This window comes from Mycobacterium shigaense (assembly GCF_002356315.1).
Classification (GTDB): Bacteria; Actinomycetota; Actinomycetes; order Mycobacteriales; family Mycobacteriaceae; genus Mycobacterium; species Mycobacterium shigaense.
The window spans coordinates 4,609,144-4,621,849 of the sequence record NZ_AP018164.1 but is presented as its reverse complement, the minus strand read 5'-3'; the positions used below and the strand labels follow the sequence as shown (position 1 = coordinate 4,621,849).

Here is a 12,706-nt window from a genome sequence, read left to right as displayed (position 1 = left end):
CGCATCGGCATGGTCAGGGACGCGCCCCCCGCTAAGAGCGCAGCAATTCGTCCCTCGCGCGGCCGGTGAGCAACTCGTCGAAGGCGGTGCGCGCCGGCTCGTAGAGATTGTGAAAAGTCGCGCGGGCGGAGTCCCGATCGAACTCGGGAATGGACGCGGACGGCGTCCAAAAGCTGTCGATGTCGACGAGGAAGAACGGTCCGGGGTCGACCGGCAGGGTGCGGCGCAAGTGGTAGTTGGGATCAAGTGCCTGACCGAGTCCCGGCCCGTACCGCACGATCAACGACTTGCCCGGCTGCGCCTCGCGGAAGACCGCGGCGCCCTGCCACTCCGTCAGGCTCAAACCGCCGGGCGCGATGCGATGCGGCCCGAGCAGCGGCTCGGCGATCCAGTTGGCCCACTCGATGCGACCGTCCTCGCCCGTGGGCACCCGGATTTCCAGGACGTAGCGCAGGCCGATGCGTTCCACCCCGACGATCGAGGAAATCTCGGCTCGGGCGTCCACGACGTGCATCGCCGCGTCCGCCAGGGCCTCGAAACTGGTGTATGCGGTCGTTTCGACGATGACCGCCTGGGTCCTAATCGAGGCGGCAATCGTGTTATCCCGGTTGACGAACCGGACGAAGCGTTCGGCCGTGGGCGACGGGCTGCCGCCGGGACCCCACGCGGCCTCTTGGGCCTGGCGTTCGATCGGCAGGTGATCGGCGAGGCGGTGCTTGAGTTCGGTGTGCGATGCCTCGTCGAGAGAATCCGTTGCCGGGTGGCGAATCTCCATCGTCACCAGGGCTATGGGGGCCGACGGCTCCGGCGCATCGACAGTCACCCCGCGAAGCATAGCCAAGCTGTCTTGCCGCTAAACCCGTGTCGAGTAGTGCGACCGGGCCGGCGTCGCCCGAGGTAATACATTGCTTTGGTGCCCCCACTAGGACTCGAACCTAGGACCTGCGGATTAAAAGTCCGTAGCTCTACCAACTGAGCTATAGGGGCCGCGGTGATCCAGGATACTGGGTGAGAAACGCACCCCGACCGCCCCTCGTTTGAGGATTAGGCCTGCGGTGACCTAAGCTGGCGTGGCTCCCAACGGTAGTTGGACTTTGGCCCCCATCGTCTAGTGGCCTAGGACGCCGCCCTTTCACGGCGGTAGCACGGGTTCGAATCCCGTTGGGGGTACGCATCGCGCTACGCGCGGAGCAGAGTGGTAGAGCAAGGCCCTGTGGCGCAGTTGGTTAGCGCGCCGCCCTGTCACGGCGGAGGTCGCGGGTTCGAGTCCCGTCAGGGTCGCCAACACGGCGAGGCACACGCTGCCTTCCGGCCAGGTAGCTCAGTCGGTACGAGCGTCCGCCTGAAAAGCGGAAGGTCGGCGGTTCGATCCCGCCCCTGGCCACCACGTTTGCTATGCATGCATGACTTCAGCGCGCAACCACGGCTCAGAAGCCACCCGGAATCATTGTCCCAATCGGGATTTCGGCTAGATCGGCGCGATGATTTCCGAGGTATAGAAGTCAATCGGCCTCTGCGAGTGCGGCGATGGGCGGTCGACGAACACCCACACGCCCGTCGTATTGGCAGAGATAGTGCCTTCCAGCGTCACCGAGCCTGCACCACTGCCGTCGGTATCGATACCCGCGGCGGTGACTCCGGCATCGCCGGCCGCGCAGCCTACTGAGGGCCGGGGCGACTGGATCAATCTGACGTCGTAGTGTGTCCGGGGTTCCGCGGCGAGTACTTGCACCTGCGCGGTGACCTTGTTGGGCTCCGCCTTGCTGATGACGGTCGAGCCCGTGCCGGTGCCATTTGTCGGCACATTTGTGGCCCAGGTGAAGTCGCATGCCCGATACTTTGGCGTCAACGGGACACGCGAGCCGGTGGAGCTGGCATCAGCAGCTGCAGCGCCCGTCCCGCCCGACAACGCCGCCATCACAAGCATGTTGGCGTGAACAAGGAACAGCGCGAAAATTCTTCGCATTCGTTTCCTGACGCAGGATTCGGCCACAAATTTCGTGGCGAAACTACCAAATGTGCGTCATGGATCAGATCGAAAAGGGCTGACAGTTATACAGATCACATGGCGCTATATGTTGAAATCCAACTCACACGGTCGCCCCGGCGCCGTTCGCGATATGCGGCATGCGCGGCCCAATCTGTCATATCTGAGGTTCCCGGACTCGACGCCAAGGCGACTGTAGGACAACAAGAGAACGCCCCAGTCCGTAGTCAGACCGGTTCAGGGCGGGAGGCCGAAACGGCGGGCCACCGGCGATCCGATTTGGCGGGTGCTCACATGTTGCCTATGCGAATTCGACACGGTGGTGCGACGAGTCGAGCCGTCGGTGGTGGGGACCCGGGCCGGCTCGCCGCTTTGCGCGACTCGTTGCCTGCGGCGAGTGGTTCGCCGCACCGGCATGGTTCTCTAAAGAAGAGAGTCGCCGCTATCGGGTGGCGTCCATTTGCGGCGCACGCAACTAAGCCGCCATCTGGCGATTGTGATGCAGCTCACTATTGCCCGGATACGGGCAGCGGGACGGCAAAGGCGCATCTATGATCTCGCCAGGGGGCTGGCCACGCTGCACTGGGAGCGCTAAATGTCACCGAGGACTCACATGTGTTGTAGTACATCTCTGTTCTCGTGCGCGCACCGCCTGGCCGCATAGGGCCGAACAATTGGGTGATCTTCCGTAGATCGAGCCTTCGCGCGTCTCTGCTCTAGAGAGACGGTTGCCGATTAGTCAGTCGTGCGCAGCGCAGTGGTGCTGCGGCGTCGCTTTTTAGTGGAAGTTAAATGACACAGTCTCGTATCGAGGCAATTGGGGTACACCTTCCCGCCGAAGCGGTGAGAACCAGCTCGCTGGTGGATCGTATTCAACCGGAATTTCGCTTCGATGTGGAACGGATTACCGGTATTCGCGAGCGGCGGGTCCACGCACGCTCGGAGACACTATTCGAAGACTCGGCCAGCATGGCGATTTCAGCGGCAAAGCGTTGTTTGAGCAATTCGCGTTACAGCGCCGACGACCTCGACGTTGTCATTTCGACCTCGATAACTCGCACCACGGCCGGCACCAAATTTTGCTTCGAACCGGGCCTATCGCTCTTCATTCGCAATGCAATCGAAGCCGAGCAGGCGACGCATTTTGATGTCGCCAACGCCTGCGCGGGAATGACCACGGGATTGCTCATACTCGATCGCATGATCGCCACCGGTGCGGTGCGCCGAGGGCTGGTCGTGAGCGGCGAGCAGATAACACCAATTGCAGAGACCGCCATCTCCGAGATATCGACCAGCTACGATCCGCAATTTGCGTCCCTCACGGTCGGTGATGCCGGCGCGGCCGTTCTTCTGGACGACGCGGGCACCGCGGACGATGGTATTCACTTCGTCGACATGCTGACCTGGGCCGACGGTGCCGAGCTTTGCATAGGAATGCCCAGCGATAAGAGTCAGGGTATCGCCATGTACTCGGACAATCGCGCAATGCAGAACGAAGACCGCTATCTGCACGCGATTTCACGACTTCGTGATGTATTGGCCCAGCGGGGATCCACATTCGAGGCTGAGGGCTTCGACTTCATCGTGCATCATCAGTTTGGCGGACCTGCGCTGGATTTCATCAACGGCCTGATGGCGCGTGAATTTGCGGTACCGCAGCCGGTGAGTTTGACAACTCTTGAGTCCTTCGGAAATACGGCATCGACCTCTCATTTTGTCGTTCTGCACGAGCACCTACGTCGCGGTTCACTTCCGCGAGGATCAAAAGTTCTCATCGTCCCCTCGGCATCGGGGATCGTCATGGGAGCTATTTCTGCAACGTTGACGGAAGTAGGCGTGTGACGATGGGCGTAGTAATCGAGAATGCTCACATCTCGGGGAAGAGCACCGAGGACGACGGCGGTATTGACCGGCTCGTGGCTGCCGGGCGTGCATGTTTGGGGCAATCCGACGACGTGTGCACGCTCATTAATGTTGGCGTATACCGCGAGCGCAATATCGTCGAGCCCGCACTGGCCGCCATCATCCAACGCCGTCTGGGCCTGGGGCTGCGCTATGCCTCGGGCCGTCCGCCGGTGTTGTCATTTGACCTGCTGAACGGACCCTGCGGATTTCTCACCGCCGTGCAGACGGTGGCCGCGCTGCTGCCCGGGAAGCAGGGGCGCTGCCTCGTTGTCGGAGGAGACGGACACCCGGCTGTCGGCACCACCCGCCAATTCCCCTACGCGCAGGTCGGCGCCGCCGCGCTGCTCCGATACACCAGCGCGCCCATTGGCTTCGGCCGCATCTGGTCGGGCGCCGGGAACGCCCAACCCGTTCCGCACGGCTACGTCGACCTGGCCGCGATGGGTCGACACGGCCGGGAGACGATCTCGTTCAACCACGCCCGCCTCGACGAGGACGAGTTGGTGAAGCTGAGCGTCACCCTGGCACGAACGTGTCTGATCCGCGAGCAGGCATCGCCAGACGGCTTCGGCTTGGTGATCGCTCAGCCATTCCCGGGATTTGCACAGCGCGTCGCCGAGGAACTCGACGTCGCGGACGTTCACGCGGCGCCGGCCGGGACCGGTCGCGATCCCCATTCCGCGGCGTTGATCGCTGCCTATTCGCCGGTTGCGGCGGACGGCGTGCCATCGCGCGATCTGCTTTTCCTGGCCGCGGGGGCGGGCCCGGTGGCGGCCACCAGCCTCTACCGGCGCCGGTCTCCCGTCCCGTCCGCGGACTCACGATGACAGCACACACCGCAGCCACCTCAGCCCGGATTACGCGTCTTGCATACAGCCTCGCCGAAGCCGCGCGGCTGCTCTTGTGGACGTCTGTGCTCGCACTGGAATACCTCGGTAAACCCCGCAGTCGCCGCAGCGATGTCCGGCGAGCGGTGCTCCTGCGGCGCTTCCTGCTGCGAATGGGACCGCTCTATATCAAGGCGGGGCAGATCCTCGGCACGCAGACGGGGCTGCTTACCCGTGAGGCCAGCGCCGAATTCCGGTCATTCTTCTCCGGGCTGCCGCCGATGTCTGGCGCCCAGCTCGCCCGGACACTGCGCAAGGCCTACGGAAAACCCGTCGATCAGGTCTTCGCCTCGTTCGATCCGCAACCAATCGCGGTGGGCTCAGTCGCCCAGGTGCACCGGGCGCTGCGCCGAGATGGTCGCCTCGTCGCCGTCAAGGTCGTCAAAGCCGGCGTAGCCGAACGGATCAATGCAAGCTGCGCGGTGGTCTCACTGCTTCTTGCCGTCGGCTACCGCCTGATACCGCCACTCCGGGCCCTGGACGGACCAGCGCACTTCGCTGAGTTACGCCCGGCGCTTACCGACCAGTGCGACATGTTGGGTGAAGCCCAGCGCCAGCAGACGGTGGCCGACAATTTCCGTGCGCATCCCCTGTTGCGCGTACCGCAGGCACACCACGACCTATGCCGTCCCCGGGTGCTCGTCATGGAGTTCGTCGAGGCGCTCTCCGGTGAACGGTTCGCTGAAATCGGTACTGGACGAGCGGATCTGGCCCGACGCATGCAGGACGTGTTCTACACGATGGCTTTCCTGCACGGATACTTCCATGTCGATCCGCACCCGGGAAACGTGATGTTCAGCGACGACGGCGCGATCATTGTTCTCGACTTCGGACTCATCGGTGTCTTGAGCGAGGACGACAAATGGAACCTCGGCTCTTTCTTCTACGCGTGCATCCGCAAACAGTGGGATTTGGCAGTGGATCGGTTCACCCGGGCGTTCGTTGCCGATCCAGGCCGCCTTGGGTCCGCTCGCGCAGAGTACGAAGGCCAGTTGGCCGACATCCTGCGGCATCACTTCGAATCCGAGACCACCAGCTGGTCTACCGTCGGCTTCTTCGACGACGGCACCCGGCTGCTGCGCAGCTATGGTGCACGCGTCACCACAGTCTTTTCGTTGCTGGCGCTCGGCTTTCTGACCGGTGAGGGATTCATCAGCCGACTTGACCCTGAGATCGATATCTGGAAGAACGGGCGCCGATTCACCGACCGCTTCTCGCCTTACATGAGCGAGGAATTACGCGAGCACTTCGACATCGAAATCGGCAACCGCGTCAAGAAGTCGATGCGGATCAAAGACGATCCCGGTCGCGCGCTGTTGGCGCCGACACACTTGGATCGCTTCGCATTGCCCAGCGCCTATCCGCTCATCGTGGAACGCGCTGAAGGGGCCCGCATTACCGACATCGACGGCAACACGTACATCGACTTGTCGTCGGGATACGGACCGCACATCCTGGGATACGCGCCGAAGCGCGTCGTCAGCGCCATCGCCGATGCGGCCGCGGCCGGTGCGGTGAACTCACTGGGCAACCGCGCTGAGATCGAGCTCGCCGAGACGATCGGTTCGGCGTTTGGTGCCGACACCCGCGTGATCTTTTCCAACTCCGGCACCGAGGCCGTCCAGATGGCCATCCGCATCGCGCGCGCCTACACCGGCCGGCAGCGTATCACCAAATTCGAAGGCCACTACCACGGTTTTTCCGACCTGGGCCTCGTCAGCTCCTGGTTCCGCTACAGCGGCAGCCACACGGAACCCGCCCCGGTGGCGAATTCCGCAGGGGCCCAACAACTCGTTGTCGATGACACCGTCGTCCTGCAATACGGTGATTCCGCCTCGCTGACCCGACTGGCCCAAACCGCACACGATGTCGCCGCCGTCATCGTCGAACCGATGCCGTCCGCCCTGGTCGCCTACGACCCGGACTTCCTGACCGAACTGCGAAAGGTCTGCGACCGGTCCGGGGTAGTGCTCATCTTCGATGAAGTCGTCACCGGCTTTCGGGTCTGTTACGGCGGGGTGCAACACATCGTCGACGTACGGCCTGACCTCACTTGCCTGGGCAAAATCATCGGGGGCGGCCTGGCCTGCGGCGCCGTGGTGGGAAAGCGCGAAATCGTCGAGATCGCCGCGACGAGCGGCGACCCGTTCCTCGATGTCGATACCCGCGCGTTCGTCGGTGGAACCCTGAGCGGCAATTCGGTCACCGCCGCCGCCGGTCTGGCGGTGCTGCAGGAACTTCTGGAGAACCCGGGCATCTACGTCCAACTCGACGAGCACACCCGAGCCCTCAAAGACGCGATGAAAACGGCGGCGGCAAAGCTCGATATTCCCTGCGACGTCAAGGCGGAACATTCGATCTTTTCAATCGGATTCGACTACGCTAAGGGAAAACTTGTGCGCGACAAGCTATCCGGATCCAATGTCAAAGCCAGCATCGCCCTCGCGTACTACATGCGCCGGCAGGGTGTATACCTGCCGGAACTGCACACCATCCTGCTCAATGCGGCTCACAGTGAGCAGGACATCGCCGATATAGCGCAAGCATTTTCGGCGAGCATCACTGAAATGAAACAGCACGGGTTGTTTGCCGCCTGACGATGAGCTCGGTCGACCTCGAGAACGGCGCAGCGCAGTGAGTTTGCCAGTTGACTCAACACCGTCTGTCTTGTTTCGATGGGCGGTCCTGGTGGCGCGCGGACGACGCATTGTCCTGTTGGCAGGACTGCTTGCCGCGATTGCCGGGGCGGCCGCCTATCCCTCCCTGCGGGCGCAGCTGACGGGGCTGGACTGGGAGGCCGATGGCAGCGCCTCGGCCCGGGTGGGCGCGTTGATCGGGCAGCACTTCCCCGCGCACGGCGCCGAGCAAGATGTCATTGTCTTCCAGGCGCCACGCCACAACCTGGCGGCAATGCGCGACGTCGTCGATCGGGTGGTGACCGCAGCAGGTAGCTGCGCGGGTGTGTCGGGTGTCACCGGCCCATTCGATGCAGCTGCAGCACAACAGATTTCGTCTGACGGCCGGGTCGGCTACGCCTTGGTAGGCCTCACGGGTGACCCGGCGCAGCGAGCCGCTACGGCCGCGCGACTACAAAGCACGGTGGCCGGCGCCGCTGGCAACGGCCCGGTGCAGGCGCAGGTGACGGGACTGTCGCCGATTTTCAACGACGAGATCAGTGTCGAGGAACGTGGTGCGATGCGCGGTGAGCTGCTGGGCGTGCTGCTTGCACTCATCGTCTTGGTCGTCGCGCTCGGCGCGGTCGTGGCCGCCGTTGTGCCCCTCGTGGTCACGCTCACGTCGCTGCTGATCACGTTCGGGGTGCTCGCGGTTGCTGCGCTGGCGGTCTCTTTCGATTCGTTCATCATGTCGAGCGTGACGATGATCGGTACCGGCATCGCCATCGACTACTCGCTGTTCGTTGTCACGCGGTTTCGCGAACAATTGGCGGTCCAGCTACGCAGGGGTGTATCACCGCGCGAGGCGACCGAACAGGCGGTGGGCACGGCCGTGGCCACATCGGGGCGCACCATCGTGATCGCCGGCACGGTGGTTGCCGTTTCGATGTGTTCACTGTTTGTCATCGGCGCCCCTATTTATCGTGAGCTCGCCATCGCCATCGGGTCAGCGGTGGCCTGCACCCTGCTCAGTGCGCTGACCGTGCTGCCGGCGCTGTTGGCCGCACTGGGCCCGCGGGTCAACCGAGCTAGCCTCCCCGACCGATGGCAGCCCGCCGATGCTCGCATCGACGATCTCGCCCACGACAGCGGCTGGGTGCGGTGGGCCCGGGGGGTCATGAAACACCCTGTCGCAGCGGGCACGGTCGCGCTTGTGGTGTTGCTTCTGGCCGCCTGGCCGCTAGGCGGGCTTCGCCATGGTCTGGATCTGGGCATGGCCGCACTGCGTGACACGCCCTCCGGGCAGGCCAGTGCTGCGCTGTCGCGGTCGTTCGGGCCGGGGGCCATCGCGCCAGTCCAGATCTTCGCCAGCGGACCGGCCAACCAGCCTATCGACGAGCCCGGTCTGCAAAAAACGACCCAACTGATCAGTGCACTGCGAGCCGACCCGGGCGCCGCCGGCGTCGACGTGGATCGGTCCGGAGGCTACCTGTTGATCACCGCGGTGCCCGAGGCGCCAATCGATTCGCCCGCCACGACTGCGCTTGTTGAGCGCATCCGCGGCGAGGCCGATGCGCTGAGCCGCGGCGGTGAGGTCCAGATTCTGGTAGGCGGGGCTACCGCGAAGTTCATAGACCTGGGCCACGTCACCCGTGCGGACACACCTGCCGTGCTGGCCTTGGTACTGGGCGCCTCATTTGTGTTCCTGCTCATTGTGTTTCGCAGCATCGCACTGGCCCTCAAGGCCGTGGTGATGAACCTGTTGACGACTGCGGCCGCTGTCGGCCTCACCGTCGCCGTCTTCCAATGGGGATGGTGGTCCTGGATGCTGAACTTCACCAGTGTCGGCTACCTGCAGGTCTATATGCCGGTGACGATCTTCGCTGTCGTATTCGGCCTGTCCATGGACTATCAGGTGTTTCTGATACGCCGGGTGCGCGAAGAATGGCTGCGCAGCGGCGACAACACTCAAGCAGTTACCCTCGGGATCGCTCACACGGCACGACCGATCACCGCCGCCGCAACCATCATGGTGTGCGTGTTCGCCAGCTTCATCGCCAGTGATGTTCTCGAGATGAAGGAACTGGGCTTCGGATTAGCGGTCGCGATCGCCATCGACGCCGCACTCGTACGCCTCGTCCTGGTCCCTGCGCTGATGCGCCTCCTCGGCCAATGGAACTGGTGGCTGCCCGAGTCGGTCGACCGCATTCTTCCAAGTCCCGCCGTCGACTGATGTCACGCCGGCGGCGATCAACTGCATTTGCGCGACGACCTTGTTGGGCGCCGCCCGGCTGACGGGGGTCTAGCCGCTGCCTTTGCCGTTCGTCGCCCCATTTGACACAAAGGTGAACGCGCATGCCCGAAACTTCGGCGTCAGCGGAACCAGCTCCGCCCCCACGCTGGATTCCCTTTCAGCCACACCGGTCGCGTCCCAGAATACCGCTGCCGCAAGGATAATCGCGCCGACGAACAATAGCGCGGTGGATTTTCGCATTGATTTCCCTACGCAGATTTCTCTCAGCGATGCCGCTGAGAACGTAGCAAATTTAGGGAACGATTTCGGCTCTAAACCGTCGCGCAGTTAGGCAAATCACACGTCGCCGGGTTGTTCAGTCCAGCTCACGCGGCGCGGAAGTGCAACCGGGGGTCTGAGTATTGTGTACTATATCCAGCATGGTTGACAAGCTGCCTGCACGACTGGCCGAACACCCTACGGTGCGCAAGGTGCGGTCGCGTGTCTCGCGCAAACCGGGGGTGCTCGATGCCGCCTGGCTGCGCGACCTATGCCTGGCCGCCGGCGCCGACGACGTCGCGTTCGCCAGTGTCGACAACGCCGACCTGGCCTCCGAGGTCGAGCACGTCCAGGCTGCGCTGCCCGGGGCCAAGAGCTACATCTCGCTGGTGGTGAAGATGAACCGCGACAATGTGCGCTCGACCGCGCGCAGCGTCGCCAACCAGGAGTTCCACCGCAGCGGCGAGGTGCTCAACGAGGCGGCCCACCGCATCGTGCGCCAGCTGCAGGACGCCGGCCACCGGGTGCTGAACCCTTCGGCGACCTTCCCGATGGAGATGGACAACTTCCCCGGGCGCATCTGGGTTGTGGCGCACAAGCCCGTTGCCGTCGCCGCCGGCCTGGGCGTAATGGGCATACACCGCAACGTGATTCACCCGAAGTTCGGAAATTTCATCCTGCTCGGCACCATCCTGGTCGACGCGCCGATCAGCAGCTATGGGCAGCCGCTGGACTACAGCCCGTGCCTGGAATGCAAGCTCTGCGTAGCGGCCTGCCCGGTTGGTGCGATCGGCAAGAACGGTGAATTCGACTGGCAGGCGTGTTCGGTGCACAACTACCGCGAGTTCATGGGCGGGTTCACCGATTGGGTGCAGACGGTCGCCGACAGCGCCGATGCGGCCGACTTCCGTTCGCGCGTGACCGATTCCGAGAACGCGTCGATGTGGCAGAGCCTGTCATTCAAGCCCAACTACAAGGCAGCCTACTGCCTGGCGGTGTGTCCTGCCGGCGAGGACGTGATCGAGCCGTACCTCGAGGACCGCAAGTGGTTCATGGATCTGGTGCTAAAACCGTTGCAGGACAAGAAGGAAACGCTGTACGTGCTGCCGGACTCGGCGGCCAAAGCCCATGCAGAACGCCGCTATCCGCACAAGCGAGTCAAGGTCGTCGACAGCGGGGTGCGAGGCCGCTGATCGGCGCGGTTCTCAAACGCGGGCAAGTGCGGCGACAATGGGCCGATGCACCCGAACAGACGATTCCTTATTCTCGCGCTGGCGCTCGGCCTGGCCGGGCCGAGCGCGACCGCGCAGGCAGGCCCCGACGTCCCACCGGTCGGCGACGCGGCCCGCGCGGCCGGATTCGTCGACGTCCGAACAGTGGTACCCGACGCGATCATCGACCTGCGCTATGCGACGACGAACAACTTCACCCATACCCAGTTGTATCCGTCCGACGCGCGATGCCTGGTGCATCAATCCATGGCATCGGGCCTCGCCACGGCCGCAACAGCGCTGCGTCCGCAGGGTCACGTTCTGGTGTTCTGGGACTGTTATCGCCCCCACGACATTCAGGTGAGGATGTTCGACGTCGTCCCGAACCCGGCCTGGGTGGCACGCCCGGGCCAGTATGCGCACAGTCATGAGTCCGGGCGGTCGGTCGACGTGACATTCACTGCGGTGCAACAGCAATGCCCACCGGAACGGCAGGTGAACGGTCTGTGCCTGGCCGATATGGGCACCGATTTCGACGATTTCTCTCCGCGCGCAACGGCATTCGCCACGCAAGGCGTCAGCCCCGACGCGCAGGCGAACCGGGCTCGGCTGCGCGGTGCGATGAACTACGGCGGATTAACCGTGTACTCGGGGGAATGGTGGCATTTCGACGGACCCGGCGCCGGCGTCGATCGACCGATTCTCAGCGTTCCTGTCGACTAGTTCTCATATTGTGGGATGGCTGTTTCATAATATGGCGCACGCGGTAGACTTGGCTGATGAGCGAGCCTTCAGTCAAGTACACCCATGGGCATCACGAGTCGGTGCTGCGCAGCCACCAACAGCGCACCGCGGAAGACTCCGCGGCCTATCTGCTGTCTCATCTGCATCCGGGGCTGTCGATGCTCGACATCGGATGCGGCCCGGGAACGATCACCGCGGACCTCGCCGCCAGGGTCGCGCCCGGCCCGGTGACGGCCGTCGACCAAGTCGTCGACGTCATCGACGTCGCCCGCGCCGAGGCCGCGCGGCGCGGTGCGACCAACGTTTCCTTCGCGACCGCCGATGTGCACCGGCTCCAATTCCCCGACGCCACCTTCGATGTCGTCCACGCCCACCAGGTGCTGCAGCACGTTGCCGACCCGGTACAGGCGTTGCGGGAGATGCGGCGGGTGTGCCGACCGGGTGGCATTGTCGCGGTGCGCGACGCCGACTACGCGGGTTTCGTCTGGTTCCCCGAGCTTCCGGCGTTGGATTTTTGGCGCGACAGCTACCGGCAGGCCGCTCGCGCCAACGGCGGTGAGCCCGACGCGGGCCGGCGGCTGCTTTCCTGGGCCCTGGCGGCAGGGTTCGACGACGTCACGCCGACCGGCAGCCTCTGGTGCTACGCAACACCCGCGGACCGCGACTGGTGGGGTGGCATGTGGGCCGATCGAATTCTGCACTCCACCGTCGCCGGCGACATGGTGCGGCTGGGGCTGGCTACCGCCGCGCAGCTCGAGGAAATTTCCGCGGCGTGGCTGCGATGGGCCGCCGCTCCGGACGGCTGGATTGCGCTGCCGCATGGCGAAATCATCTGTCGCGCTTGA

General features: G+C 64.0%; 10 protein-coding genes and 4 tRNA genes. 10 read left to right on the top strand and 4 right to left on the bottom strand.

Going from position 1 to position 12,706, the window contains the following annotated elements:
* Window positions 1-31 precede the first annotated feature (31 nt).
* A complete protein-coding gene (locus MSG_RS21630) occupies window positions 32-835 on the bottom strand; it encodes a TIGR04255 family protein (RefSeq protein WP_096442873.1) in 804 nt (267 codons plus the stop codon).
* Between the two features lie 76 nt (window positions 836-911).
* Window positions 912-987, bottom strand: a tRNA-Lys gene (locus MSG_RS21625).
* Window positions 988-1,097: 110 nt separating this feature from the next.
* Here MSG_RS21625 and MSG_RS21620 point away from each other — a divergent pair.
* The 3 genes from MSG_RS21620 to MSG_RS21610 all read left to right on the top strand — a co-directional run bounded on the left by MSG_RS21620 (window position 1,098) and on the right by MSG_RS21610 (window position 1,387).
* Window positions 1,098-1,170, top strand: a tRNA-Glu gene (locus tag MSG_RS21620).
* Between the two features lie 37 nt (window positions 1,171-1,207).
* A tRNA-Asp gene (locus MSG_RS21615) sits at window positions 1,208-1,284 on the top strand.
* 26 nt (window positions 1,285-1,310) lie between these two features.
* A tRNA-Phe gene (locus MSG_RS21610) sits at window positions 1,311-1,387 on the top strand.
* An 81-nt stretch (window positions 1,388-1,468) separates the two neighbouring features.
* Here MSG_RS21610 and MSG_RS21605 read toward each other — a convergent pair.
* Window positions 1,469-1,966: a hypothetical protein gene (locus MSG_RS21605; protein WP_142404506.1), complete on the bottom strand. Its 498-nt coding sequence runs from the start codon at window positions 1,964-1,966 to the stop codon at window positions 1,469-1,471.
* A gap of 813 nt (window positions 1,967-2,779) precedes the next feature.
* Here MSG_RS21605 and MSG_RS21600 point away from each other — a divergent pair.
* The 4 genes from MSG_RS21600 to MSG_RS21585 all read left to right on the top strand — a co-directional run bounded on the left by MSG_RS21600 (window position 2,780) and on the right by MSG_RS21585 (window position 9,627).
* Window positions 2,780-3,829, top strand: a complete 1,050-nt coding sequence (locus tag MSG_RS21600) for a 3-oxoacyl-ACP synthase III family protein (protein WP_096442870.1) — start codon at window positions 2,780-2,782, stop codon at window positions 3,827-3,829.
* A 2-nt stretch (window positions 3,830-3,831) separates the two neighbouring features.
* Window positions 3,832-4,719 carry a hypothetical protein gene (locus MSG_RS21595; protein ID WP_096442868.1) on the top strand — a complete coding sequence of 296 codons (888 nt, stop codon included), beginning with the start codon at window positions 3,832-3,834 and terminating at the stop codon, window positions 4,717-4,719.
* Complete coding sequence (locus MSG_RS21590) at window positions 4,716-7,376, top strand: aminotransferase class III-fold pyridoxal phosphate-dependent enzyme (protein ID WP_096442866.1); 2,661 nt, start codon at window positions 4,716-4,718, stop codon at window positions 7,374-7,376. The genes MSG_RS21595 and MSG_RS21590 overlap by 4 nt, the downstream gene beginning before the upstream one ends.
* Before the next feature lie 91 nt (window positions 7,377-7,467).
* Entirely contained in the window at window positions 7,468-9,627 is a 2,160-nt protein-coding gene (locus MSG_RS21585; RefSeq protein WP_170063177.1) for an MMPL family transporter, read from the top strand.
* A 69-nt stretch (window positions 9,628-9,696) separates the two neighbouring features.
* On the opposite strand, the gene MSG_RS25000 is transcribed toward MSG_RS21585, so the two are convergent.
* Window positions 9,697-9,888, bottom strand: a complete 192-nt coding sequence (locus MSG_RS25000; protein WP_142404505.1) for a hypothetical protein — start codon at window positions 9,886-9,888, stop codon at window positions 9,697-9,699.
* Window positions 9,889-10,067: 179 nt separating this feature from the next.
* Here MSG_RS25000 and MSG_RS21580 point away from each other — a divergent pair, with 179 nt between their 5' ends.
* The 3 genes from MSG_RS21580 to MSG_RS21570 are packed head-to-tail and all read left to right on the top strand — an operon-like array spanning window position 10,068 to window position 12,706.
* The gene (locus tag MSG_RS21580; protein ID WP_096442862.1) at window positions 10,068-11,099 is read left to right on the top strand and encodes an epoxyqueuosine reductase; all 1,032 of its coding nucleotides are present in this window, start codon (window positions 10,068-10,070) and stop codon (window positions 11,097-11,099) included.
* Between the two features lie 45 nt (window positions 11,100-11,144).
* On the top strand, window positions 11,145-11,840 hold the full coding sequence (locus MSG_RS21575; protein ID WP_096442860.1) for a M15 family metallopeptidase: 696 nt from the start codon (window positions 11,145-11,147) through the stop codon (window positions 11,838-11,840).
* Window positions 11,841-11,896: 56 nt separating this feature from the next.
* The gene (locus MSG_RS21570; RefSeq protein WP_096442858.1) at window positions 11,897-12,706 is read left to right on the top strand and encodes a methyltransferase domain-containing protein; all 810 of its coding nucleotides are present in this window, start codon (window positions 11,897-11,899) and stop codon (window positions 12,704-12,706) included.

What these genes read in the sequence shown, in the direction of transcription:
- MSG_RS21630 (WP_096442873.1), bottom strand. Translation starts at nt 835, where the DNA reads ATGCTTCGCGGGGTGACTGTCGATGCGCCGGAGCCGTCGGCCCCCATA.
- MSG_RS21605 (WP_142404506.1), bottom strand. Translation starts at nt 1,966, where the DNA reads ATGCGAAGAATTTTCGCGCTGTTCCTTGTTCACGCCAACATGCTTGTG.
- MSG_RS21600 (WP_096442870.1), top strand. Translation starts at nt 2,780, where the DNA reads ATGACACAGTCTCGTATCGAGGCAATTGGGGTACACCTTCCCGCCGAA.
- MSG_RS21595 (WP_096442868.1), top strand. Translation starts at nt 3,832, where the DNA reads ATGGGCGTAGTAATCGAGAATGCTCACATCTCGGGGAAGAGCACCGAG.
- MSG_RS21590 (WP_096442866.1), top strand. Translation starts at nt 4,716, where the DNA reads ATGACAGCACACACCGCAGCCACCTCAGCCCGGATTACGCGTCTTGCA.
- MSG_RS25000 (WP_142404505.1), bottom strand. Translation starts at nt 9,888, where the DNA reads ATGCGAAAATCCACCGCGCTATTGTTCGTCGGCGCGATTATCCTTGCG.
- MSG_RS21580 (WP_096442862.1), top strand. Translation starts at nt 10,068, where the DNA reads ATGGTTGACAAGCTGCCTGCACGACTGGCCGAACACCCTACGGTGCGC.
- MSG_RS21575 (WP_096442860.1), top strand. Translation starts at nt 11,145, where the DNA reads ATGCACCCGAACAGACGATTCCTTATTCTCGCGCTGGCGCTCGGCCTG.
- MSG_RS21570 (WP_096442858.1), top strand. Translation starts at nt 11,897, where the DNA reads ATGAGCGAGCCTTCAGTCAAGTACACCCATGGGCATCACGAGTCGGTG.